Raw genomic sequence first — 26,430 nt, 5'->3', positions numbered from 1 at the left:
AGTAAAAATGAAAAGTTTAAAAGAAAGATTATTTATTTTAATGATTGGACTACAATTAATATCATGTGGAAATAATGATGACAATGTAGTTGATACTCCTAAAAACAAAAGTATCACAAAAGCCTATTTCACAAAAACGTTTGCTAACTTCAAAGACACCTATTTCATTTATGATTTAGGAGATGTAATTAATAATTTTTGGGTTCCAGAAGTTTCGGTTGAGGGATATAATAGTGATTACAATTATGAAATAAAAATTAAAGGAGATGTATTAAAACAAGAATATACATTACCTCTAGAATTTTCAAAAGTTGATGACACTAATGCAAATATCAATGTCTTAAATTTTATAAAAGAACATTTTAAAGCTAAAACAGACATTTACAAAGCTTTTATTGTAGAAAAAGAAAGTAACACAGAATTAGAAATAAGCATACCTCCTACTTCACCTAACAGACCTTATATTATGGTTGATGGAGATGAAGATGATTTTTTATATCACTTCTTTTTCCTAAATGATAGAATTTCAAGTGCTACAATTTTAACTGAATTAGACTTACCTACTCGTCAAAGATTCGATTTTCACTTTGGATCATCCGCAGCTTCTGCTATTGCCAACAACTTGACTATAAGTATGGAAATATATGATTTAAGTTTAAATAAATTAGGAGAAGTTTCTACTACTCGTTTCTTATCAGGAAACACTTGGGCATACTCTTTTATTACTTCAAATTTTTCAACCTATATTCCAAGTACAGGGAATTACTTTTTAAGATTAAAAGGTTTTACAACAGGTGAATTAAGATACAGTCCTTATCAGAAAATCAATATAATAAAATAATAGATGAAAAAAATATTCTTACTAAGTGTATTAACTTTGTTAGCAATAACAATACAAGCACAACAAAATCTTTTTGAAGCCTTAGAAAATAATGGTGATGGAGCTACCTATCATGGTTTTGGTGCTTTGGTAGCTAAAGGCGATGGAACTTATAATTTTAAAACAGATTATCTCCCTGTTAAAATTGAATTAGAGCGCACCCCATCGGGTATTCCTGTTGGTTTTGAAGCTAGATTTATCAGTGAAGATAAGCGTGCTTTTCGTGAAACTGAATTAAGCGATTATGGCACAATAGATAACTACATCCATCCTATTAGTATAAAACATAGGTACACAAAAGAAGGCTATGTGGTAATTGATGATTTACTATTCCGGTTAGATAAAATATACGACGGAAGTTTTCCTAGTATGGAAAATGTAGCTTCGGTTTATGTGCTTGAAAAAGACAGAAAAGCTACAACTAAAGCCCCAAAAAAGAAAAAAGGAGGTTTTCTATCTCGAATGAAAGCTAAAATTAAATCAGCCAGAAACTCATCAGTACCTTCTTCACCTACTTACAAATACCTTACTTCTTTAAACCTTGATAAAAAGTTTAATGATTATATCGCTGCTATGAAGCTAAAACAAGCAATTCCTTTAACAGCAAAAGACAATGCTAAAATAGAAGCTATTAAAAAAGCAAAAAAAATGGATGCTGATGAAATAAAACGTTACAACGATTCAGTTAAAGCTACTCCAGAATATAAAAGACTTAAAGAATACCAAGCATTTGTAGCCTCTATAGATGAAGAAAAAGCGTCAACTATTGTTACTATTATAAACCGAACAGGTAAAGATATTTATGTTTTTGAAGAAGGTTCAAGAAATGGTAGTAGAGTTGGTCATGCTAATTCAATAAAAGTACCATGTACTAAAAATTATTACTACAATTTCAATCCTAACTCTTCTAACAAATCTCATTGCTACAGTGCCAATAGCGGATGCAATGCTAGTGTAACAATTAAATAAAAACAATTAACAACAAATATTTTTTATGAAACTATTCAAAATTTTCAGTGTAATCTTACTTACACTAAGTACATTCTTTTTTACCGCTTGTAATAGTGACGATGATACTATTCCTAAAAAATTAAATGAAATTAAAATAGGAGCAAAAAGTTTTGAAATTAAAAACTCAGTACTTATTAAAAAAGGAACACATAATGATATTACCTATTTTACACTATATCTCTCTAGCTCAGGACTTACTATTGATGCTAGTGAAGATCCACAAGGCAGTGGGGATATTTTAGCCTTTCAAATTAATGCTGATGAACAAACAAAGTTAACCGAAGGGACCTATACTGTTAACAACCAAAGCAATAGTAGTTTTATTATTGAAAAAGGATTTCACTTTATAGGCTTTGATGCTTCTTTAGGAGATAATCAAACAGGTAATATTGATATAAAATCAGGAAGTATTACTGTTACTTCTAATACCAACGAATACACCATTACAATTACCTTAGTAGATAAAAACGGAACCAATGTTATAGGGTACTACAAAGGAAGTATACCAATTCTAAATTACGACGCCCCTTAATAAAACCAACTGCAAAATACCTCAACGTTATAAATTAATATTGAGGTATTTTATACAACAAATATAGCGTCATAACAAACTATTTCAATTTACTCTTCGTAAAAACGTTTTTTATAAAACTATATATTAAAAGTACTCTTATATTATTGATTATAAAAAAAGACAAATGAAAATTTTTAAATATATTTTCGTATTTATATTACCTTTTACAGTCTATGCTCAAAATGAAGTACCTACTAAAAATATTAATGGTCTTTATCATTTACTTGAAGGAGAAAGAACTGTTGGAAATAAGCAAACCAAAACTAAGTTTTTTCAATATAGCTTATTAGGTACTACAAAAACAGTAGCCGTAGCTGCTTGTAAAAAATGTATCCCTGCAATTTACAAATATCAAGAAGCAGAAAGTAAAGAGCTGAACAGGCCAGTTTTTTATAATAATATTGGTCTTTTTTTAATTTCATATGATAAAGAAAGTTTTGTTATGGTAATGGCAGCCAATAAGCAAGATGCAGATTGGACTAACTTTGCATACAGTAATTTTTACAGTAAAAATAGCACAAAGGTAAAGGCAATGTCTCAGAAAAAAATTAAAGAGTTTATTGTAGAAATAGCAAATTAGTAATCGTCTTTCATAAAACATGCCCCCTAAAATTTAATTGATTTTTAGGGGGTTCATGGTTTATCTTGAATTTACATTTTCAATTTACAAACTCAATTTACTCTTCGTAAACTGTTTTTTAAAATATCTACATATAAAAGTACTCTTGTACTATTAATTAAAAAAAGATCAAAATGAAATTATTTAAAAAAGGAATATTACTAGGCTTTATTGCACTACAACTAATTTCTTGTAGTAAAGACGACGAACCACAAAACACACCTCCTGTTATTAAAGCACAAAGTTTTACGGTAGCAGAAGACAAAGCTGCCAACACCAAAATAGGAGTTATTACTGCTACCGATGTTAATAAAGACGACCTAACTTTTAAAGTCACAAAAAACGACAACAATCTGTTTGCTGTTAATGTTGCTGGAGAATTAAGCATTGCTGCTAACAAAAGTTTAGACTATGAAACCCAGACCAAACACGAAATTACGGTTGAAGTAAGTGATGGTAAAGACAAAACCTCAGCAGTAATAACCATTAACGTTACCGATGTAAACGAAAATAGTCCTATTACCATTAACGATCAAAGTTTTACTGTTTCTGAAGATATTACAGATGCAGATTTGATAGGAACGTTGGCGATTAACGATACTGATGGTGATCTATCAAGTTTTTCAATAGAAAGTGGAGATGCTACTAATTTATTTGTTCTTAGCAATACAGGAGAATTACGACTTGCATCTGGTAAAACATTAGATTATGAAAATAATACTACGCATACATTAAATATAAAAGTAAGTGACAGTAATGGTAGTTCAGACAACGCTACTGTTACTATAAATGTAACGAATATAAACGATGTTGCACCTACTTTTACTGCATTTGGTCCCTTTGGCGTTCCTGAAGATATTAATGATACCTTAATTATTGGGCAAATACAAGCTACTGATGCAGAAGGCGACAACATTAGTTATAGTTTGCCAGGGTTGAGCACAACAGGAAACTTATTTGAAATTGATGCCAATAATGGTAAAATATCATTAATTACAGGTAAAAGTTTAGATTACGAAACCTCTACGTATCACATTTTAACAATAAGAATTTCTGATGGTGTACACAATGTAGATAAACAAATACGAATTAATGTTTCTGATGTAGTTGAAACCGGAGGCAACGTTGTAAACATACCAGACGCTAACTTTAAAGCAGTTTTAGTAGCAAATACTGCTATAAATACGAATGGAGATAACGAAATACAAGTAACTGAAGCTAATAACTTTACAGGAACTCTTAAGGCAAATAATAAAAATATTTCTGATGTAACGGGTATTGAGGAATTTATTAATTTAAATGCATTATTACTAGCTTCAAATCAAATTTCTAATATAAATTTAAGTAATAATACTAAACTAAAAATCATAAATATTTATAATAATCAATTAACCTCTCTTGACGTTTCTAAAAATATAAAACTAGAAACCCTAAGATGTTCTTACAACAATCTCTCAAATATAGATCTTACTCAAAATATTTTACTGGAAGGATTATATATTACAAATAACAAATTAAGTAGTTTAAACCTACAAAATAATTCTTCTTTAATTAATTTATTCTGTAGTGAAAATCAAATTACTTCAATAAATTTGGGTAGTTTAACTGAAATTAAAGACTTCAACATTAATAGAAACAAACTCTCAAGTTTAGATGTGAGTAAACTTGTAAAATTAAGACAATTACAAGTCCATATTAATAACTTATCTAGCATTGATTTAAGTAACAATATAAATTTAGAGAGTTTTATAGCTTTTAATAATAACTTAACAAGTTTAAATGTAGCTAATGGCAACAATACTAATATGACTTATATGGATGCATCATCTAATCCAGATTTAACTTGTATAAAAATAGATACTGGTTTTACCCCACCAAGCACTTGGACAAAAGATAGTACTGCTAGCTATAATACTTCTTGCCCTTAAAAATCATGCTATTAGAAGAAGGTCAAAACATACACTTGTTTTGACCTTTTTTACAGCACCTAAGCTTCTTTATAATTTCTACCTGCTGTTTATCAAATAACTTTTAATGGCCTTCATAAGAAATTGTGTGCCATTAGAAATAGTCCAAAAAGATCTATTAAATGAAACAAATAATAGGAATATTCCTGATTTTAATCACTTTAAGCGCTTGTTCTCAAGATAGAAAAAAAGTAAGCGAACAAAAAGAAACAATACTAAAAGAACCAAAAGTAGATAAACGCATAGAGTTATTAAGCATTGTTTTTAGGCTTGCAGATAACCATGAATACAGTCAAAATCTTTTTCCTAAGTATGTTGAAAACATTCAAAATCATTTTGAGAAATTTAAAAATCACGATTTAATTAAGTATGTAAAAAGTGAATTACATGAAAAAGGAATTGGTTTTAGTTCAGTTATGAGTATGGCTATACATATAACTGAACCTCCAAATATAAAAGCTTTGATAGTGCCTTTTTCAAATAAATCACTTGAGAAATCGTGGACTAAAAAAAACTCTACACAGTTTTTAAAACTGTTAAATGAATTTTATACTGATGCCGACTGTGAAACTTTTTTTAATAACAATAAAGAACTCTACAAAGCTGCATCAAATAGATTTAAAAAAGTTTATCAAAATTTAGACCTAGAATGGTATCAAAAATTTTATGGAGAAGACCCAAAAGGAGAATTTAAAATTATAAATGCCTTGGGAAATGGAGGAGCAAGCTATGGTCCAAAAATAATTTATCCGAATGGAAATGAAGTGGTCTATGCCATAATGGGAACGTGGAGTGTTGATAACTTAGGTATACCCAAATATGAAATGAAAGATTATTTCCCAACTATTTTACATGAATTCAATCATTCCTTTGTAAATCATGTTATAGAAAAACACCACTCTGAACTACAAGAAAGTGGAACAATCATCTTTGATAATGTTAAAGATGAAATGAATAAACAAGCATATAGTAATTGGAAAACTATGTATGATGAAGCTTTGGTTAGAGCGACTGTTATTAAATATATGAAGGACCATAACTTTGATAAAAAAACAATCAAAAAGGAATTGAATGAACAGTTAAATAACGGTTTTTTATGGACTCATGAGTTAGTCAAAGAACTAGAAAGATATGATAACAATAGAGACAGGTATCCAACATTAGAGAGTTTTATGAAAGAGTTAGTAATTTTTTTCAATAAAACGGCTTCTGAGATAGACAAACGAAAAAACATAGGTACTAAAAAATAGAGAACAGTTTTAGAATAAAAAATAACGAACGTACAACAACATTTAAACAAAAGAGCAAATGAAATTATTAAAAAAAGGAATATTATTAATGTACATAGCGCTACAACTAATTTCTTGTAGTGATGATTCTTCTATAATTAAAAGTCCAGCAGAAATTATAGATGATATTTTAAAAGGAAATGTAACTAGTATTGGCTCACAACCCGATTTGGTGGCCTTATCTGCATTCTCATTCCCTTCAGATGTTGTAGTAGATCAAAATGGTGACATTTATGTAGCTGATACTGGTGATAACAGCATCAAAAAAATCACTATCAATACTAGTGGAAACTACCATATAACAACAATTGCAGGAGATGGTTCATCAAATAGTAATGACGGTGTGGGTACAACCGCTTCTTTTCAAAGTCCGCTAACTTTAACCTTTAGCAAAGACTACAAAACATTATATGTAGCTACTCAAATTAAAATTAGAGCTATAAATATAAATACCAAAGAAGTAAGTACTATTGCTGGTAACGGTAGTTATGGAAGTACAGATGGGATAGGTGAAAATGCTCAATTTAAGCATCCTTCTCATATTATAACAAACACCAATGGAACTGTTTTATATGTTCTGGAAAGTGAAAATGGAATTGTTAGTACAGGAAGAATTAGAAAAATTAATATAGCAAACAAACAAGTATCTACTTTAAACTTAACGAATTTACCAACAACTTTTTACCCTCAAGGAATTGTGATAGATAGTAAAGATGAACATCTATATGTTGCAAATTGGCGAACCATATTAAAAATAAACTTACAAACAAACAATGCTACTATTATAGCAGGTTCTGACACCGAAAGTGGTACAACCAATGGTGTTGGTGAGGCTGCACGTTTTACATCGGCAAAAAGCTTAACTTTTAGCCCTCATGAAACCTTTTTATATATAGGCTCTCTTGGTGGTAATTATGGAATTAGGGCTATTAATATGCGTACTCTAGAAGTAACAACTGTAATCGGTAACGGCTATGGTTTTGTAAATGGAGGTGCTTCTACAGCACAATTTAAAGGTCCTTATAAATTGAATTATAACAATGTTTCTAATAAACTATACGTTGCTGATCCAAGCAACAATGCTGTTAGAGTTGTAGAGTAAACTGTTATTTAAAATTTAACATGAGTTGAATCTTTTTATACAATTGTGGAAATTGTTGCTGTAAATCTTCTGGAGTTTCAAAAAAGTGCTCCATAATTACAGCAACAAATTCCAATTTATTTGTTAATGCATATGCTCTAAAATAACCTGATGATTTAATTCTTTCTACATTCGCTTCATCTTTCATGAAACTTGTTATTTCTTCAAACAATCTGTAATAAATGCGTGCACTTACGTCTTTTGATTTTCTTCCGTGAAAGGTTAAGGCATGCGAAAACTCATGAATACCTAAGTTTAAATTATCGTTTAAAACAATATCTCCCAGTAAAAAATCTTCCCAAGAAAACACAATAGATTTTAACCCTGGGTTAAACTCTCCTTTATGATATTGTTTGGTTATAGTTGAATAAAAACTGGTAGGATATATTATAATTTTATCAAACGTAGTAGTTAAGTACTTTCGCATACCAAAAGTAAGCTTTATATATGATGAAGCTATTAAAACTTTTACTTCTGGAGTTAACTCAAAATTATCTCTTTCAACAAAGTCATAGGTTCTGATAAACTTGGTTAATCGATGCTCAAAATATGCTTGTTGTTTTTTATCTAGTCTTTTATAGAATTTTACATTTTCAACTAAAAACTCTTTTTTCTTCTTTGGTAACTTCTTCTTTACAAGATAAAAATGCACAAAAATAGGTCTGTTAAATATGTACACATAAATAGACTCTACAACATTAACTCCGACTCCTATAAAGCCTAGAAGGAAAGCGGTATATTTTATAAGAAAAACAGGTTTCATATCAATTTAAAAAATCAAATATAGTTTATGTAACTTAAGTTACACAAGCTCATATTTATGTTTTGTAATATTGCTCTCAGTTAAACAACTAATTCCCCCAATATTTCCTTAAATAAAAACAGCAGAAAATATATTTTCTGCTGTTTTCTTTTTGCGACCCAGAGAGGACTCGAACCCCCAACCCTCAGAGCCGAAATCTGATGTTCTATCCAGTTGAACTACTGAGTCTTTAAAATAATTATTATGCTAATTTAGCTTTTACAATTGCTGAAATTGTTTTTCCGTCTGCTTGTCCTGCTAATTGCTTCGATACAATTCCCATTACTTTCCCCATGTCTTTCATTCCTTCAGCTCCAACATCTGCAATAGTTTTCTCTACAATATTTCCAATTTCCTCTTCGCTTAAAGCTTCAGGCAAAAATTGCTCTAAAACAGCTGCTTCAGCTAATTCTGGTTCCGCTAAATCGTTACGTCCTTGTTCTGTAAACACAGTAGCACTGTCTTTACGTTGTTTTACCTGCTTTTGAATAATTTTTAATTCTTCTGCTTCTGTAAGCTCTCCTGCTCCCGCTTCGGTATTTGCTAGCATAAAAGCTGACTTTAATGCTCTTAATGCGGTTAAAGCTACTGTATCTTTAGACTTCATAGCTTCTTTCATTTTATCCATTACCTGTTTTTGCAAACTCATAATTTTATATTTTTAAAGTATTAAAAAATCCCGATAAATCGGGATTTTAAAAATAAGTGTTATTCTTTTATTAATCTACATTATCGTGTAAAAACGAGTTATTTGAACGCAATAAATCGTTGTTATCTGTATTTAATGCTGTATCTGACTTACTAATGTCTGATCCTGCTTCAATATCAACCCCTAATCTTTTATAAGCTGGTTGACGCTCAATTTCGTCTATGTTTTTACTAACTTGATCATTAAACTTGTAGTTAAAACCTTTCATCTTTTCACGTCTCTCTTGTGCTCTTTTTTGTAACTCAGAAATTGTTAAGTCTAAAGGAGAAACTTCCTCACTGGAAATATCTATGTTATTAATTTCTTGTTGCGTTTTAGATTTTACCTCAAATTGTAATTCCTCTTCTACCTCTTCTTTAATTGTTGGGGTAGAGCTTTTACCAATGGTTGGTTGTGCACTAAAATCATCTAGTACATAACGCTTTTCAACTTTATGATACTTTACTTCTTCTGCTTTTACTTCAATATTTTTTATCTCGTTAGTTGTTTCAACTAAATGAGAAGCTGGTTTTATTTCTTCGTAAGAATTTAATGGTAAGTCAAACAATAAGTCTTGCTGAGTTGGTTGTTCTTTTACTTCTTCTCTTTCTTCTACTTTAGGTTCAGCTATATTTGTGATGATAAAATCGTCTTCAGAAACGGTTTCTATTTCAATCTCATCATATACTACATCAATATTTTTTATTGCTTCTGTTGTAGGAATTATGTCTGACTTTGGTTCAGGCTTTTCTTCCTCTAAAACATGAACAACTTTATTTGATGGTGTATTTCTTATAGGCTCATCAATTACTGGAGATGTTTGTACTTGTTGATCTCCAAAGTTATAAGTTGCCTTTTGCTCATCTTCTAAAGTATGAACTATTTTTTTCACCTCTGTATTGGTAATATTTCCTTGCTGATCAGCAGCGAAACCCGTAGCTACAACCGTTACAGCTATGCCATCTTCTAACGACTCATCTTCTCCAATACCCATAATAATGTTGGCATCATAACCTGCTTCATCTTGGATGTAGTCATTAATTTCACCTATTTCATCTAGGGTAACTTCATTACCACCAGAAACGATTAATAATAACACGTTTTTAGCTCCTGTAATTTTATTATCGTTTAACAATGGTGAATCTAATGCTTTTACAATAGCATTTTTAGCTCTGTTGGCTCCTGTTTCTTTTGCAGAACCCATAATTGCTGTACCACTATTTGATAATACCGTTTTTGCATCATGTAAATCGATATTTTGTTTGTAGTGATGTGTAATTACCTCTGCTATACCTTTCGCCGCTGTTGCTAATACTTCATCTGCTTTAGAGAACCCTGCTTTAAACCCTAAGTTACCATAAACTTCGCGCAGTTTATTATTATTGATAACAATTAGTGAATCTACATTATTACGTAGCTCATCAATTCCTTTTTGAGCTTGTTTTGAGCGCATTCTTCCTTCAAATTGAAATGGCATAGTAACGATACCTACCGTTAAAATGTCCATATCTTTAGCAATTTTAGCAATGATTGGAGCTGCTCCTGTACCGGTTCCTCCTCCCATACCTGCGGTAATAAATACCATTTTGGTATGTGTACTCAACATTTGTTGAATTTCCTGCATACTTTCAGCCGCTGCTTGTGCTCCAATTTCTGGATTGGCACCCGCACCTAACCCAGAAGTTAAGTGTGCCCCTAATTGAACTTTATTAGGTATCGGACTGTTTTCTAATGCTTGTGCGTCTGTATTACAAATTACGAAATCTACTCCGTGAATTTGTTTACTATACATGTGGTTTACTGCGTTGCTTCCTCCCCCACCAACACCAATTACTTTAATGGCATTCGATTGTGTTTTTGGCATGTCGAATGAAATGTTATCAAATTCTGCGCTCATAATAACTTTTCTTTTTTATTAATTCTTATTCAATTTTACACTCCTTTTTAGGGGATTAATCAGGAGTATTCTTATATATACTAATTACTCTGCGTTATCTAAAAACTCTTTGAATCGCTCAGTAAACTTATCAAAAAACGATTTAGATTTTTTCGCTTTGTGTTCCTTCTCTTCTTGAACTTCTTCTATAACTTCTTTTTCTTCCTCAATAGTTTCTTCTACTAACGCTTCTGGCGCTTCTTCTACAACTACTTTTTCTTCTACTTCTTTTTGTAAACCTTCCATTAACAACCCTACAGCTGTTGCAAATGCTGGACTTGATAATGCTTCATCAGAGTCTCCTGCTAGGTGCTCATTTGGATACCCAATACGAACGTCCATTCCAGTAATATATTCTACTAACTGACGTAAATGTTTTAATTGAGCTCCACCCCCAGTTAATACAATACCTGCGATTAGTTTTCCTTTTTGGGTTTCGTGCCCATAGTTCTTAATTTCTAGGTATACATGTTCAATAATTTCTTGAACTCTGGCATGAATTATTTTTGATAAGTTTTTAAGCGTAATTTCTTTAGGCTCTCTTCCTCTTAATCCTGGAATAGAAACAATTTCTGTTTCTTTATTTTCTCCTGGCCATGCTGAACCGAACTTAATTTTTAATAATTCTGCTTGTTTTTCTATTATTGAACAACCTTCTTTAATATCTTCAGTAATTACATTTCCTCCAAAAGGAATGACTGCTGTATGACGAATAATCCCGTCTTTGAATATCGCTAAATCTGTAGTACCACCACCTATATCAATCAATGCTACACCTGCTTCTTTTTCTTCTTGACTTAATACTGCTGATGCTGAAGCTAAAGGTTCAAGAGTAATATCAGAAAGGTTTAACCCAGCACTTTTGATACACCTGCCTACATTTCGAATAGAAGATACTTGACCTACGACTACGTGAAAGTTAGCTTCTAATCTTCCACCATACATTCCAATAGGCTCTTTAATATCTGGCTGGCTATCTACTTTAAACTCTTGTGGTAATACATGAATAATTTCCTCACCAGGTAGCATAACCAGTTTATGTACCTGACTCACTAAATTTTCTATATCTGTTGCATCTATAACTTCTTCAGACTTTTCTCTTGTTATATAGTCACTATGATGTAAGCTACGTATGTGCTGACCAGCAATACCTACCACAACATTTTCTATCTTGTAACCCGAAATACTTTCTGCTTCTTCAGCTGCTTGCTGAATAGATTGAATAGTTTGCGTAATGTTATTAACTACCCCACGTTTTACACCTAAACTTTTCGCTTTACCAATACCTAAAACTTCAAGCTTACCGTATTCATTTTTACGACCAATCATGGCAACAATCTTGGTTGTACCAATATCTAAACCAACTGCAATTTTATTGTTTTCCATCTTGATTTTGTTTTGTGCACACAACTTGGTTGTGGTATTTTACATTTATCGCTTTATAGTTATTAATGGTTTTGTCTGTAAATGCTTTGTTATAAAAAGCTGTTAGCTTTTTAAACTTCATTGGAACATCTATAAACTCTCCAAAAATTATCTTATAATCGCCACTACGAACTGTAAATGTATATTCGTTTTGGGCGTCTCTTTGAATAGCAACAATTTCTTTAGCGAAAAAACTGTTGCTATTTATGGTCTTTATTAACGTTGTTAATTCTTTGATTTCTTCTGGCTCCCTTACTCCTAAAACTAATGGTACTCTTGCTGAAAAATTTGTTGATAACGGAATTTTCACCCCATACTTATCAACATAAAAAGATTTATCTTTATCAACAATTCGAGCTATCGGTGTTCGTTGTTTTATGGTAGTTTTTAACACCCCATCTACGGTTAAAAACACAGCTGTTTTTTCAACATACGGGTTCGCCGAAACATTAGCCTCTAGAAAGTGTAAATCTACCAATCTTTTTGGTTGGTTTTTAACAAATTCATTATTTTGTATTAACAATTTATCAACCATACTGTGTGTCAAAAAGTTATTGTCACCAGCAGCAAACTCTACCACCGTGTTTTTTACCTTTTTTGCTCCATTTCTATTGGTTGTAAAACCATATAAAAACACCAAAAACATCAACAGCAAGAAAAAAGATAGATATGTTGCTAATTTTTTCATTCTATTTTTTGTGTTTTTCCTCTAATTTATTTTTTACTTCATCAACTAATAAACCAATATCTCCTGCACCTAACATTGCTACTATTTTTGACTCTGATTTTATAATTTCGTCACTTAGTTTTTCCTTAGACACTAACTTTTTAGTATTAATGGTAATTTTCTCTAACAACCAACTTGAGGTAACTCCTTTTATCGGTAATTCTCTTGCTGGGTAAATATCCAGTAACAACACTTCATTAAACAATGATAATGCTCCTGCAAAGTCATCTGCAAAATCTCTTGTTCTACTAAATAAGTGTGGTTGAAATACAGCCAACACTTTTTCTTTTGGATACATTTCTCTAACAGATTGCGCTACCGCTTTTATTTCAGTAGGATGATGCGCATAATCGTCAATTAGCACAACATCTTCTGTTTTTATCTTATACGAAAACCTACGTTGTACCCCTTTAAAACTTCCTAATTGCCTTTTAACTTTCTCTAAAGGCACTCCATATACATCTGCAATAGCTAATGCTGCCAAAGCATTCATCATATTATGGTTCCCTGGTAAATGAAATGCTATATTTTTTATTTCTGATGTTGGTGTTTTTACATCAAAAACATATTTACCTTCTTCTATTCTTACATTATAAGCTTTGTAATCTGCTTCTTCATTAACAGCATATGTTAAACCTTTTAAGGGTAATCCTTTTGCTACAATTAAGGTATCAGAAACTTTGCTTGCAAAATCTCTAAATGATTGTTGTAAGAATTCGTTTTCTCCATAGATATCTAGATGATCGGCATCCATAGAGGTTACACAAGCAATATTAGGTGATAATTTTAAAAACGAACGGTCAAATTCATCGGCTTCAACAACAGAAACTTTATCTTCTCCTAAAATTAAATTAGAATTATAATTTTCTGCAATACCTCCTAAAAACGAAGTTGCTTTTTCAGGCTGCATAATGTGTCCTAAAATTGAAGAAGTTGTTGTTTTTCCATGTGTTCCCGCTACAGCCAAACAAAAAGTATTCTTTGTGATTTCTCCCAGCACTTCTGCTCTTTTCAAGACGGCATATCCGTTGTTTTTGAAATAATTTAATTGTACATGATTTTTAGGAACTGCTGGTGTATATACCACCAATGTTTTTTCTTTATGTAAGAATGAAATTGGAATGTTTTTTACAGCATCTTCAAAACTTACTTCAATTCCTATTTCTTCTAAACTTTTAGTGATAGGTGTTGGTGTTTTATCGTAGCCTGCAACTACTTTCCCATTGACAGAGAAATAGCGAGCTATGGCACTCATTCCTATTCCGCCAATACCAATAAAATAAACGTTATGTATCGTTTTTAAATTCACTAACTAATTAATTTTTCTATTTCGTTAACGATATTACTTGTTGCATTTGGCAACGCTAACTCGTTAATGTTTTCACTTAAACTTTCTTGTTTTCCTTTATCTTTTAATAAGGTTTCTAATACGACAGGAAAAGTGTCTAATTCACTCTCTTTAACTACTAGAGCTCCATGTTTATCGGCAATAGATTTTGCATTTTTTGTTTGATGATCTTCTGCCACATTTGGTGATGGAATAAAAATAGTTGGCTTCCCTACTATACATAATTCCGATACTGAACTTGCTCCTGCTCTCGATACGATGAAATCTGCAGCCGCATAGGCTAAATCCATTCTATTCAAAAACTGATGTACTTGAACATTTTCTAATTCATCATACTTTTTATATTCTTCATAATACAGCTTACCACATTGCCATATTAATTGAACTCCTTGTTTTTTGAAGAAACCTAAATTTTCTTCTACCAACTGATTTATCTTACGAGCACCAAGACTTCCTCCTAATATTAAAATTGTCTTTTTTGATGTATCTAATTCAAAAAACTCTTTCCCTTCTTCTATTTTCGTATGAATAAATAGTAAATCTTGACGAACTGGATTTCCTGTTTTTATTATTTTATCTTCAGAGAAAAAACGCTCTAAATTATCATATGCAACACAAATTTTCTGCGCTTTTTTTCCTAACAATCTATTTGTTATTCCTGGGTACGAGTTTTGTTCTTGAATTAAGGTCGGTATCCCTCTTCTATTAGCAACCATTAACGTTGGTCCACTTGCAAAGCCTCCAGTACCCACAGCAACATCTGGTTTAAATTTTCGTATAATTCTATATGCCTTCCATAAACTACTTAACAGTTTAAAAGGAAACATTAAGTTCTTTAAAGTTAGTTTTCTTTGGATTCCTGAAATCCAGAGTCCTTTAATTTCATATCCTGCTTGTGGAACTTTTTCCATTTCCATTTTATCTTTTGCTCCAACGAACAAGATATTAGCCTCTGGGTAACGAACTTTTACTTCGTTAGCAATTGCTATTGCAGGATAAATATGACCTCCTGTACCTCCACCACTTATTATGATATTAATCGATTGTTTCATGTAAAATATCTAAAGGGTTATCATCTAAAATTGTTTCTTCAGTTTCGTTTTTAGAAGCACTTACACTTAAAATCATTCCTAATGCGAAACATGTCATCCAAATAGAGGTACCTCCACTACTAATTAGCGGGAGTGTTTGTCCTGTTACTGGTAAAATATTCACTGCTACTGCCATGTTAATCATTGCTTGAAAAACAATGGGAATTCCCACACCCACAACTAATAAAGTTGCAAATATGGTAGTAGCTTTTTTGGCGGTTATTAAGATTCTGAAAAGCAACAAGAAATAAATAAATATTACCACTATCGCTCCTGCAAAACCGTATTCTTCAACTATAATTGCATAGATAAAATCGGATGAAGACTGCGGTAAAAAGTTTTTCTGTACACTTTTCCCTGGTCCTTTTCCTATTACTCCTCCTGTTGCAATTGCTATTTTGGCTTTTTCTACTTGGTAATCTTCTTCTCCATCTGGCTGAGAAAAGCTTTCAATTCTACTTTTCCATGTGTTTACACGATTGGGCATTGCATCTGGAAATGCTTTAGCTACTAAGATAAAAAACAGAAAAGCAAAAAGCCCTATTCCTAATATATATCCTATATATTTTAGTGGATATCCTCCAATAAACGAGACCATTAAAATCATAAAGAACACCATGGCTGTAGTTGAAAAGTTAGCTGGTAATATTAACACCAATACTAAACCTACTGGAAGCCATAACTGCAACAAGCTTTCCTTAAAAGAAATTACTTTTTCTTTATTTTTTGCCAAGTAACGCGCAACATATACCATCAATACCAAACCTGCCAATGTAGATGTTTGAAATCCAATACCTACAAAAGGAATACGGATCCATCTACTTGCATTAGCCCCTCCAATTGTGGTTCCTTGCGCCAAGGTAAAAACCAACAGTAAAACAACTACAGGTAGCATTAATACTGAACCTCCGCTAAAATATCTATATGGAATTTTATGCACTCCATAAATGACTGCAAACCCTGTAATTAATAATACAATATGTTTTACCAAATGCCCTAAGGTAGATCCATTTCCTACTACGTATACCAAATTGGTACTTGCACTGTATATTGGCATAAATGAAAATATTGCCAACATCGCAACTATAGCCCAAATGGCTCGATCTCCTTTAATATGTCGAAAGATGTTTTTCATCAATCTTTAGTGTACTTTATATATTTCTTACAGCTTCTTTAAATTTTCTTCCTCTATCTTCATAACTATCAAATAAATCAAAACTTGCACATGCTGGTGACAACAATACTGTATCTCCTTTTTGTGCTATTTTATAAGCTACTTTTACTGCTTCTTCTGCACCAGCAGTTTCCACCATAACATCTACTACATTCGCAAAAGTGTCTATGATTTTTTGGTTATCTAACCCTAAACAAACTATTGCTTTTACTTTTTCTCTTACTAAAGGTAATAAATCTGTATAATCATTTCCTTTATCAACACCCCCTACAATCCAAACTGTTGGATTGTCCATACACTCTAATGCATAAAAAGCTGCGTTGACATTGGTAGCCTTACTATCGTTAATGAATTCAATTCCATTTACTTTTTGCACTTTTTCTAAACGATGTTCTACTCCTTCAAAATCAGACAAACTTTCTGCAATTGTTTCTTTTCTTACTTTCAATAACCTTGCAGCCATTGATGTAGCCATTGCATTTTTAGTGTTATGCTTTCCTTGTAATGTTAGCTCAGAAACCTTCATTAATTTTTCTTCTGTATTAAATTTCATTATTATCGTGTCTTGTCTTAAAAAAGCCCCGTACTCTGATTCTTTTTCCATTGAAAATGGCACTAGCGTTGCTTCTGTTTTATTATTTTTTAACCAATTTTGAATTGCTTCGTCATCGGCATCATATATTAAAAAATCATCTTTTGTTTGATTTTTTGTTATTCTGAATTTTGAGTTTATATAGTTATCAAATTCATATTCATATCGATCTAAATGATCTGGTGTTATGTTTGTTATTATTGCGATATGTGGTTTAAATTTTTCAATTCCATCTAACTGAAAACTGCTTAATTCCAACACATATTCGTCATACTTATCTTCAACCACTTGTTCAGCGAAACTATCACCTATATTCCCTCCAACTCCCACATTTAAACCTGCTTTTTTTAACACATAATGTACTAGCATGGTTGTGGTTGTTTTTCCGTTTGAACCTGTAATTCCCACAATAGTTGCTTCTGTAAACTGAGCAGCGAATTCTATTTCTGAAATCACTTTAACTCCTTTTGAAATCAACTTTTGCACAAGTGTAACTTTCTCTGGAATTCCAGGGCTTTTCATTACTACATCAGCATTTAAAATTTTATCTTCTGTATGCTGATTTTCTTCAAAATCGATTGAATTATGTAAAAGAACTTTCTTATACCGCTCTGCTATACTTCCTTTATCTGAAACAAAAACTTCATATCCTTTTTGTTTTCCCAAAAGCGCTGTTCCTACACCACTTTCTCCTCCACCAAGCACAACTAATCTTTTCATTTTTAATTAATGATTTTAGATTTATTGATTGATGATTTACTTTTAACTGTTTTTATAGAAGCTACAATAATTGAAGTCAACTCGTTTGCCTCATTATGCAATCTTTTCAATTCTTCTTGATTATTTTCATGGATTGACATAAAAACCTCTAAAAAAAACATACTTTCATCTACTTCTTCTTCAACAATTTTTAATTTGTGAATAAAGTCAGCTGAAGATTTTGCTCTACAAGCAGCTCTATAATTAGCCCCAACCGAACTAGAACATCTTATCAATTGTCTACAATATGCATCAAACTCTCTTGTTTTAGGGTATTCTTTACATAACCTCCAACAATCAATAGCAAATTGTTTAGTTCTATTTTTAATCTGTTCTTTCATTCAATCTTATATCTTAAATCACAACTCCAAAATCTCCTTTATCTTAACTTCAATGTTACTATAGTAAATACCGCTAACAAAATTCCTACAATCCAAAAGCGTACTACAATTTTACTTTCATGATAGTTTAATTTTTGATAATGATGATGTAGAGGAGACATTTTAAAAATTCGTCTTCCTTCTCCAAACTTCTTCTTTGTGTACTTAAACCATGAAACTTGTAGTATTACTGATAAATTCTCGACCACAAATATTCCTGCTAAAACTGGCAGTAACAATTCTTTTCTTATGGCAATTGCTATTACCGCTATGATACCTCCAATAGTTAAACTTCCAGTATCGCCCATAAACACTTGTGCTGGATAAGTATTATACCATAGAAAACCGATTAAAGCTCCTGCAAACGCTAAAATAAACACAGTCATTTCTCCAGACTTTGGGATATACATTACGTCTAAATAATCTGCAAAAATGATGTTACCAGACACCCATGCAAAAATTGCCAGCGTTATTACCATAATTGCTGATGAACCTGCTGCTAATCCATCAATACCATCTGTTAAATTTGCGCCGTTTGAAACTCCTGTAACGATAAAAACGGTAACAAAAATGAAGATTATCCATCCATATTTTTCATATCCATCTCCTAAGAAGCTTAATGCTTTTGCATAATCTAACTCGTTATTCTTTAAAAAAGGAACTGTTGTTTTTGTCGATTTATGTGCTTCTCCAAACACCTTCTTTTTACCATCTACTTGCACAACTTGTTCTGAAGTTGGCAGTTGCTCTTTGATGGTTACATCTTGGTGAAAATACAGCATAGAACCTACGATTATACCTAATCCTACTTGTCCTAAAACCTTAAACTTTCCTTTTAATCCCGCTTTATCTTTTTTAAACACTTTTATGTAATCATCAGCAAAACCAATAAGCCCCATCCAAACAGTTGTAATCAATAAAATGATGATATATATATTTTCTAGCTTCGCTAAGAACAGTACAGGAATTAATGTTGCAAGGATTATAATTACACCTCCCATAGTTGGTGTTCCTGCTTTTTGTAGTTGACCATCTAAACCTAAATCCCTTACAGTTTCACCTACTTGCTGTCTTCTTAAGTAATTGATAATTTTTTTACCAAAAATGGTTGAAATCAACAGAGACAATATGAATGCCATTGCAGATCGAAATGTGATAAATTGAAACACACTTGCTCCTGTTAAGCTAAATTCACTTTCTAAATATTGAAATAAATAATACAGCATTCGTTAGTGTTTTTTTAGTTGATTAAAATAGTTGGTTACTTCTTCTAAATCATCAAAATGATGCCTAACACCATTTATTTCCTGGTAGGTTTCATGACCTTTTCCTGCAATAAGTACAATATCTCCTGAAGTTGCTAGCTTACAAGCTGTTTTTATAGCCTGTCTTCGGTCTACAATTGATAGTGTTTTTTTATAGTTTTCTGCCGCAACTCCAGTTTCCATTTCATCAATTATCGATTGAGGGTCTTCTGTTCTAGGATTATCTGAAGTAAAAACAACTTGATCACTTAATTGAGAAGCAATTAACGCCATTTTTGGGCGCTTTGTTGTATCTCTATCTCCACCACAACCTACAACTGTAATCACTGTTTCATTCCCTGTTCGGATGTCGTTAATAGTTTGTAATACATTTTTTAGCGCATCTGGTGTATGTGCATAATCTACTATTGCTGTAACCCCCTCGTCAGAAACCGTGTATTGAAACCTTCCACTCACACTTTCTAACTCACTTACAATACGTAAAATTTCTATTTTCTCTAGTCCCAACAACTTTGCTACTCCATAAATAGCTAACAAGTTATACGCATTAAATTCCCCTATTAACTTCGTCCAAACTTCTACTCCATTGATTATTAACAAGGTTCCTGAAAGACGTTTTTCTAACACTTTTGCTTTAAAATCTCCGATTGTTTTAAGCGCATAAGTTTGTTTATTCGCCTTTGTGTTTTGTAACATTATTTGCCCGTTCTTATCATCAATATTTACTAAAGCAAATGCTGTTTTTGGTAACGAATCAAAAAACGATTTTTTAACATCACGATACTCTGCAAAGGTTTCATGGTAGTCTAAATGATCATGCGATAAGTTTGTAAACACTCCTCCTGCAAACTCAAGGCCTTCAGTACGTTTTTGATGAATTCCATGAGAGCTCACCTCCATAAAACAATAATCAACTCCAGCCTCTACCATTTTTGACAAATAGTTATTTATCGCTACCGAGTTTGGTGTTGTGTGTGTTGCCTTATATTCTTCATCATCAACCATCACTCGCACAGTTGACAACAACCCTACTTTATATCCTACTTTTTTAAACAGTTGATACAATAAGCTTGCAATTGTAGTCTTTCCATTTGTTCCTGTTACTCCTACTAACTGCAAGCTTTTTGACGGGTTGTTATAATAATTTGCTGCTATTATTGCTAATGCCGCATTAGAATCTTCTACTTTAATATAGGTAACCTCTTCATTCTTATTGTCTGGTAAAGACTCACAGACAACAGTCTTAGCACCTAACGATACTGCTTTCGCTATAAACTGATGCCCATCTACTGTCGCTCCTTTTTGAGCTACAAAAACATCCTCTTCCTGCACTTGTCTACTATCAAACTGAATATTGCTTATATCAATATCAGTGTTCCCGTAAACTTCTTTTACAGCTACCTTATATAATATGTCTTTTAATTTCTTCAACTATGATAATTTTAAATATATCGTTGTACTTTTCGAGACTTTCTCTCCTCTTTCTACAGATTGTTCTGTTACTTTTCCTACTCCTGAAAATTTAACTTTCAATCCCATATTCTCTAACAAGGCAACTGCATCCATTCCACTCATACCAATCACTTTGGGCATAATTGTTTTATACTTCCTTAATTTTTGATAGTACTCTTGATATTCATTATCTAGGGCTTCCTCTGAAATTTCATCAGAAACAAACTGATTATTAATTGCTGTTGAAGTATAAATCTTTTGAGCTATTTCTTTAAATATAGGAGCAGCTACCGTAGCCCCGTAATATCCTTTTTCTTTTTTAGGACTATGAACTACTACAATGCAAGAGTATTTTGGTTCATCTGCCGGAAAAAAGCCTGCAAAAGAAGCTACATATTTTTGATTTGAATAATACCCTCCTTCGTACTCTCCCTTTGCATTTTTAGTTCTTGGAATATATTTTTTGGCCGTTCCTGTTTTTCCTGCCATAGAAAAGTTTGGTGAATAAATCCCTTTACCTGTTCCGTACTTTATAGTATTCTCCATCACTTTTCGGACTTTATCTAAGGTTTCTTGTGATGCTATTTTTTCTTTTATCACTTCTGTACCAAAGCTTTCTTCTACTTTTCCTCCAACTCTTAACTCTTTAACAAAGTATGGTTTTACCAATTTTCCATTATTTGCTACCGCATTATAAAACGCTAATGTTTGTAATGGTGTAAGAGATACTCCATAACCCCAAGCCATCCACTCTAATGAAATTGGACTCCAACTTTTTTCTGTTGGTTCTGGTATATAAGGTTTTCCTTCTCCTTTTATTTTTACACCTGTTAATTGATCTAAACCAAAAGATTTGATCTTATCCGTGAATTTTTTAGGGTTTTTATCGTAGTGTTTTTGTATTGTTTTTACAATTCCTACGTTTGAAGAAACCTCGAATACTCTTCCTAATGATATTTTCCCGTACCCTCCTCTTTTACTATCTTCTACTTTTCGGTTATTAATGTAAATCCTTCCCTTTTCACAATCTACCACAGTTGAAGTATCTGCAACTTTATCTTCTAGTGCTACCATTAAGCTAGCTAACTTAAAAGTTGATCCAGGCTCGTGACTTTCCCAAACAGCGTAGTTTCTTTTTTCGTAATATTTACCTTTAGAAGTTCTTCCTAAATTAGATATTGCTTTAATCTCACCTGTTTCTACTTCCATCACTACAGCACAACCATGATCCGCTTCAAAATATTCCATCTGCCTTAACAAAGCATGATGTGTAATGTCCTGAATATTTACATCTATTGTAGTAATTACATCACTTCCATCTACAGGTTCCTTCTCATTTACATCATTAATAGGTTTCCATTGTCCTTTAGCTATTTTTTGCTTTAAACGCCAACCATTTTCACCTTGCATATAATCTGCGAAAGCACCTTCAATTCCTGCACCACCTCTGTAATCATCATAACCAATAGTACGTTCTGCAATTTTCCCTATAGGATGTACTCGTACTGTTTTTTGCTCCGCTATAAAACCTCCTCTATATACTCCTCTATTAAAAATCGGGAAGCTTTTCATTTTTACATAGTCATTATACCCTACGTTACGAGCTATTAATAAATATCGGTTTCTACGTTTTTTTGCATTACGTAACCTTTTTTGATAATAACTAGCTGGTTTCCCTAACAATCCAGAAAGTGACTCAGAAAGTGCTCGGATATTTTTTTCAAAAACTTCCGAATCCACCGCTACCACATCCATACGAATGGTAAATTTTGACATTGAAGTTGCTAACAAATTTCCGTCTGCCGCATACACATTACCTCTATTCGCAAAAATAGTATCGTTTTTAACTGTTTTTTCTTCAGAAAGTTTTCTATACTTATCCCCTTCTACATATTGAAGCTTAAAAAGTCTAAAAATGATAACTACAAAGAAAAGCGTCATTAAAACAACAACCACGTAGAGTTTGTTTAATATGCCTTTTTTTACTACCATTTTATATTACTCTTTATTATATGTTACTTTTATTTTTTGGGGCGGTTTTTTTGCAGGGTACAACCCTTTACTTTTTACTTTATCTCGAATACTGCTCTCTAACTTCATTCTCATTAGCTCAGTACTCGTATCTACATCTTCAGCCCGCAACTCTCTTTTCTTTTTATTAAGTGTAGCTATTTGTACTACTTTTGCATCTGCACTATGCGAGCTATAAATCATTATTAACAACAGCGCCACAACAAAAATTAAGATCCGCCAATTTTTAAATGAACTTTCGTCCGTAAGAAAACTTCCTCTTAAAAGATCGTATATATTCTTCCTGACTTTAGACATTACTTTAATGTTGCTATTCTTAGTTTTGCACTACGTGCTCTATTATTTTCTTTTATTTCTTCTTTTGTTGGCACAATCATTTTTCCAACTTTTTTAAGTGGCTCACTGGTATTACCATAAAAGTCTTTTTCTGGCTCACCACTAAACAGACCCGTTCTTATAAATCGCTTCACCAACCTATCTTCTAACGAGTGATACGAAATCACACTCAATCGTCCTTCTTCATTCAACAAGTCTGGGATTTGCTGTAAAAATTCTTTCAACACCTCCAACTCTTGATTTACCTCTATTCGTATTGCTTGAAAAATTTGCGCCAATATTTTATGCTCTTTCGCCTTTGGCAAAAATCTTTGCAACACCTCTTTCAACTCAAAACTTGTTTTAATCTCCCTATCAATTCTCGCCTCCACAATGGTTTTTGCTAAGGCTCTTGCATTTCGTAATTCTCCATACAAAAACAACACATCCGCCAAATCTTCCTCACTATAGGTATTGATTATTTTTTTTCCTGATAATTCAGATTTCTGATCCATTCGCATATCCAAATCTGCATCAAAACGAGTTGAAAAACCTCTTTCTGCTTCATCAAACTGATGCGAAGACACTCCTAAATCAGCCAACACCCCATCTACTTTCCTAATACCATAAAAACGCAAAAACCTCGATATGAATCGAAAATTCTCACCAATCAACACAAAACGCGGATCGTCAATCTTATTTTGTTGCGCATCTGGATCTTGATCAAAGGCAAACAATTTTCCTTCTTCCCCTAATCGTCTTAATATTTCTCTAGAATGCCCCCCTCCTCCGAAGGTAACATCCACATAAATCCCATCTTCCTTTATATTAAGTGCATCCACACTTTCTTTCAATAAAACTGGATTATGATAACTCATCTGCTTCCGTATTACCCATTACTTCTTCTGCTAATTCAGCAAAATCAACAACAGCATCATCAATTACTTTTTCGTACTTATCCTTATCCCAAATTTCAATAATATTCACAGCAGAAGAAAGCACCACCTGCTTTTCTATTCCCGCAAACTGACATAAATCTTTCGGAATCAATATCCTCCCTGAAGCATCTACATCTACCATCTTTACACCAGCTGTAAACCTTCTGATAAAATCATTATTTTTCTTTACAAATCGATTTAGTTTATTGATTTTTGCCATCATCAAATTCCACTCTTGCATTGGATACAACTCCAGACAAGACTGAAAAACAGAGCGTTTAATCACAAAACCTTCTTGCAACACAGAAGACAACTGCTTCTTGAACGCCGATGACATCATCAACCTTCCTTTAGCATCTACCTTACACTCATATGTTCCAATTAAATTTATCATGTAAAGAAACTATAGTTTGCATCAAAAATAAAAAATATTTACCACTTTTTACCACTTTTTACCACATTGTTAATAAGTTTTGGTTTTCAAGCTAAAAAACTGATACTAAAAGACTTCTATACCGCTACCACAGATGAAATAATAAAAATGAAAAAGTAATAAAAAAGAACTACATTTGTGGTTAAGTCAAATCAGAAACATAATGACTGAATTTTTAAAGAAAGAAGACAAATTTACATACGCTGAAGCAGGAGAAGGAAGCCCAATTATCATCCTTCATGGACTAATGGGTGCTTTAAGTAATTTTGACTCCACTTTTAATCATCTTTCACAAAAAGGATATCAAGTTTTTATTCCAGAATTACCCTTATATACATTACCTCTCCTTAAAACTAACGTAAAAAATTTAGCCAAATTTTTACATGATTTCATAGAGTACAAAGGACTTAAAAATGTTACTCTATTAGGAAATTCTTTAGGCGGACATATAGCTTTATACTATACAAAACACTATTCTGAAGATGTTAAAGCATTAGTTTTAACTGGTAGCTCAGGTTTGTACGAAAACTCAATGGGTGATAGCTACCCTAAGAGAGGAGACAAAGAGTTTGTTAGAAAAAAAGCGCAAGATGTTTTTTACGATAAAGCTATTGCTACAGACGAACTTGTTGATCAAGTATATGAAGTTATTAACGACAGAAACACCTTGATTAGAACATTAGCTATTGCTAAAAGCGCCATTCGTCATAACATGGCTAAAGATTTACCCAACATGAAACAACCTACTTGTTTAATTTGGGGAAAACAAGACAGCGTTACTCCACCAGAAGTTGCTGAAGATTTCAAAAAGCTTTTACCTGATGCCGATTTATTCTGGATTGACAAATGCGGACATGCAGCTATGATGGAAACACCAGAAGAGTTTAATGAAATTTTAGAAGAGTGGCTTTCTAAACGCGAAATATAACAGCTAAACTAGCTTAATTATAGTATGAAAATAAAATCTGCTGAATTTGTAATGAGTAACAGCAATGTTACCAAGGCTCCTAAAGACAGAATACCTGAGTATGCTTTTATAGGCCGCTCAAATGTCGGAAAATCTTCATTAATCAATATGTTGATGGAGCGTAAAGATTTGGCAAAAACCTCTGGTAAACCAGGAAAAACACAACTTATTAACCATTTTAAAATTAATGACGAATGGTTTTTAGTAGATCTTCCTGGATATGGTTATGCACAGGTTTCTAAAAAGAAACGTCAAATTTTTCAATTTTTTATTGAAAACTATTTTAAAGAACGTGAACAGCTGGTTTGTACTTTTGTTTTAATCGATTCTCGCCACGATCCACAGAAAATAGATTTGGAGTTCATGCAGTTTTTAGGTGAAAACCGCATTCCGTTTTGTATTGTTTTTACCAAAGCTGACAAACTAGGGAGTTCTAAGCTCAACAAACAAATTACCGCTTACAAAAAGAAGTTATTAAATTACTGGGAGGAGTTACCAATTTCTTTTGTTACCTCGTCTTCTACAGGAATGGGGCGAGATGAGTTTTTAAACTTTATTGATCAAGTTAACGAAGATGTAGCGGAGAATTTTAAATAATTTTCACCATACCTTAAGGGAAGTATTAA

25 protein-coding genes and 1 tRNA gene are annotated in these 26,430 nt (G+C 32.3%); 9 read left to right on the top strand and 17 right to left on the bottom strand.

The window, feature by feature from the left end; translation table 11 throughout:
- Positions 1–7 precede the first annotated feature (7 nt).
- The 7 genes from D6T69_RS05025 to D6T69_RS04995 all read left to right on the top strand — a co-directional run bounded on the left by D6T69_RS05025 (position 8) and on the right by D6T69_RS04995 (position 7,442).
- Positions 8–841 (top strand): hypothetical protein, encoded by an 834-nt coding sequence (locus D6T69_RS05025; RefSeq protein ID WP_125066734.1) that lies wholly within the window; start codon positions 8–10, stop codon positions 839–841.
- Positions 842–844: 3 nt separating this feature from the next.
- Positions 845–1,849: a hypothetical protein gene (locus D6T69_RS05020; protein ID WP_125066733.1), complete on the top strand. Its 1,005-nt coding sequence runs from the start codon at positions 845–847 to the stop codon at positions 1,847–1,849.
- 25 nt (positions 1,850–1,874) lie between these two features.
- Complete coding sequence (locus D6T69_RS05015) at positions 1,875–2,423, top strand: hypothetical protein (protein WP_125066732.1); 549 nt, start codon at positions 1,875–1,877, stop codon at positions 2,421–2,423.
- A 166-nt stretch (positions 2,424–2,589) separates the two neighbouring features.
- Positions 2,590–3,045 (top strand): hypothetical protein, encoded by a 456-nt coding sequence (locus D6T69_RS05010; protein ID WP_125066731.1) that lies wholly within the window; start codon positions 2,590–2,592, stop codon positions 3,043–3,045.
- Positions 3,046–3,218: 173 nt separating this feature from the next.
- Positions 3,219–5,012, top strand: a complete 1,794-nt coding sequence (locus D6T69_RS05005; protein WP_125066730.1) for a cadherin domain-containing protein — start codon at positions 3,219–3,221, stop codon at positions 5,010–5,012.
- A 161-nt stretch (positions 5,013–5,173) separates the two neighbouring features.
- On the top strand, positions 5,174–6,301 hold the full coding sequence (locus D6T69_RS05000) for a DUF4932 domain-containing protein (protein WP_125066729.1): 1,128 nt from the start codon (positions 5,174–5,176) through the stop codon (positions 6,299–6,301).
- A gap of 58 nt (positions 6,302–6,359) precedes the next feature.
- The gene (locus tag D6T69_RS04995) at positions 6,360–7,442 is read left to right on the top strand and encodes a beta-propeller fold lactonase family protein (RefSeq protein WP_125066728.1); all 1,083 of its coding nucleotides are present in this window, start codon (positions 6,360–6,362) and stop codon (positions 7,440–7,442) included.
- 4 nt (positions 7,443–7,446) lie between these two features.
- On the opposite strand, the gene D6T69_RS04990 is transcribed toward D6T69_RS04995, so the two are convergent.
- The 17 genes from D6T69_RS04990 to mraZ form a co-directional block, all read right to left on the bottom strand.
- Entirely contained in the window at positions 7,447–8,244 is a 798-nt protein-coding gene (locus D6T69_RS04990; RefSeq protein ID WP_125066727.1) for a zinc-dependent peptidase, read from the bottom strand.
- A 154-nt stretch (positions 8,245–8,398) separates the two neighbouring features.
- Positions 8,399–8,472 (bottom strand) — tRNA-Arg (locus tag D6T69_RS04985).
- A 13-nt stretch (positions 8,473–8,485) separates the two neighbouring features.
- Positions 8,486–8,932 (bottom strand): GatB/YqeY domain-containing protein, encoded by a 447-nt coding sequence (locus D6T69_RS04980; RefSeq protein WP_125066726.1) that lies wholly within the window; start codon positions 8,930–8,932, stop codon positions 8,486–8,488.
- Positions 8,933–9,002: 70 nt separating this feature from the next.
- Positions 9,003–10,868, bottom strand: a complete 1,866-nt coding sequence (gene ftsZ / locus D6T69_RS04975) for a cell division protein FtsZ (protein WP_125066725.1) — start codon at positions 10,866–10,868, stop codon at positions 9,003–9,005.
- An 84-nt stretch (positions 10,869–10,952) separates the two neighbouring features.
- Entirely contained in the window at positions 10,953–12,293 is a 1,341-nt protein-coding gene (ftsA, locus tag D6T69_RS04970; protein WP_125066724.1) for a cell division protein FtsA, read from the bottom strand.
- Positions 12,280–13,020: a cell division protein FtsQ/DivIB gene (locus tag D6T69_RS04965; protein ID WP_125066723.1), complete on the bottom strand. Its 741-nt coding sequence runs from the start codon at positions 13,018–13,020 to the stop codon at positions 12,280–12,282. Before D6T69_RS04965 ends, ftsA begins: the two co-directional genes overlap by 14 nt.
- 1 nt (position 13,021) lies before the next feature.
- Positions 13,022–14,368 carry a UDP-N-acetylmuramate--L-alanine ligase gene (murC, locus tag D6T69_RS04960; protein WP_125066722.1) on the bottom strand — a complete coding sequence of 449 codons (1,347 nt, stop codon included), beginning with the start codon at positions 14,366–14,368 and terminating at the stop codon, positions 13,022–13,024.
- Positions 14,368–15,459, bottom strand: a complete 1,092-nt coding sequence (gene murG, locus D6T69_RS04955) for an undecaprenyldiphospho-muramoylpentapeptide beta-N-acetylglucosaminyltransferase (protein ID WP_125066721.1) — start codon at positions 15,457–15,459, stop codon at positions 14,368–14,370. Before murG ends, murC begins: the two co-directional genes overlap by 1 nt.
- Positions 15,443–16,633 carry an FtsW/RodA/SpoVE family cell cycle protein gene (locus tag D6T69_RS04950; protein WP_125066720.1) on the bottom strand — a complete coding sequence of 397 codons (1,191 nt, stop codon included), beginning with the start codon at positions 16,631–16,633 and terminating at the stop codon, positions 15,443–15,445. Before D6T69_RS04950 ends, murG begins: the two co-directional genes overlap by 17 nt.
- Before the next feature lie 16 nt (positions 16,634–16,649).
- Positions 16,650–17,984, bottom strand: coding sequence for a UDP-N-acetylmuramoyl-L-alanine--D-glutamate ligase (gene murD, locus D6T69_RS04945; RefSeq protein WP_125066719.1), 1,335 nt, complete (start codon positions 17,982–17,984; stop codon positions 16,650–16,652).
- Positions 17,985–17,986: 2 nt separating this feature from the next.
- Positions 17,987–18,364 carry a four helix bundle protein gene (locus D6T69_RS04940; protein WP_047790366.1) on the bottom strand — a complete coding sequence of 126 codons (378 nt, stop codon included), beginning with the start codon at positions 18,362–18,364 and terminating at the stop codon, positions 17,987–17,989.
- A gap of 38 nt (positions 18,365–18,402) precedes the next feature.
- Positions 18,403–19,629 (bottom strand): phospho-N-acetylmuramoyl-pentapeptide-transferase, encoded by a 1,227-nt coding sequence (gene mraY / locus D6T69_RS04935; protein ID WP_125066718.1) that lies wholly within the window; start codon positions 19,627–19,629, stop codon positions 18,403–18,405.
- A gap of 3 nt (positions 19,630–19,632) precedes the next feature.
- Entirely contained in the window at positions 19,633–21,099 is a 1,467-nt protein-coding gene (locus tag D6T69_RS04930; protein ID WP_125066717.1) for a UDP-N-acetylmuramoyl-L-alanyl-D-glutamate--2,6-diaminopimelate ligase, read from the bottom strand.
- A complete protein-coding gene (locus D6T69_RS04925; RefSeq protein WP_240628368.1) occupies positions 21,100–23,112 on the bottom strand; it encodes a penicillin-binding protein in 2,013 nt (670 codons plus the stop codon).
- A gap of 6 nt (positions 23,113–23,118) precedes the next feature.
- Complete coding sequence (locus tag D6T69_RS04920; RefSeq protein WP_125066716.1) at positions 23,119–23,448, bottom strand: FtsL-like putative cell division protein; 330 nt, start codon at positions 23,446–23,448, stop codon at positions 23,119–23,121.
- Complete coding sequence (gene rsmH, locus D6T69_RS04915; RefSeq protein ID WP_125066715.1) at positions 23,448–24,344, bottom strand: 16S rRNA (cytosine(1402)-N(4))-methyltransferase RsmH; 897 nt, start codon at positions 24,342–24,344, stop codon at positions 23,448–23,450. The genes D6T69_RS04920 and rsmH overlap by 1 nt, the downstream gene beginning before the upstream one ends.
- Positions 24,331–24,798 (bottom strand): division/cell wall cluster transcriptional repressor MraZ, encoded by a 468-nt coding sequence (gene mraZ, locus D6T69_RS04910; RefSeq protein WP_124590512.1) that lies wholly within the window; start codon positions 24,796–24,798, stop codon positions 24,331–24,333. Before mraZ ends, rsmH begins: the two co-directional genes overlap by 14 nt.
- 202 nt (positions 24,799–25,000) lie before the next feature.
- Between mraZ and D6T69_RS04905 the strand changes: the two genes are divergently transcribed.
- Together D6T69_RS04905 and yihA are read left to right on the top strand one after the other, a co-directional pair.
- Positions 25,001–25,765 carry an alpha/beta fold hydrolase gene (locus D6T69_RS04905; RefSeq protein ID WP_125066714.1) on the top strand — a complete coding sequence of 255 codons (765 nt, stop codon included), beginning with the start codon at positions 25,001–25,003 and terminating at the stop codon, positions 25,763–25,765.
- 24 nt (positions 25,766–25,789) lie between these two features.
- Positions 25,790–26,401, top strand: coding sequence for a ribosome biogenesis GTP-binding protein YihA/YsxC (yihA, locus tag D6T69_RS04900; protein WP_125066713.1), 612 nt, complete (start codon positions 25,790–25,792; stop codon positions 26,399–26,401).
- Positions 26,402–26,430 lie beyond the last annotated feature (29 nt).

Source organism: Tenacibaculum singaporense, assembly GCF_003867015.1.
Lineage (GTDB): Bacteria > Bacteroidota > Bacteroidia > Flavobacteriales > Flavobacteriaceae > Polaribacter > Polaribacter singaporensis.
Note: the sequence above shows the minus strand (reverse complement) of the source record. Positions and strands in the feature narration are given on the sequence as shown.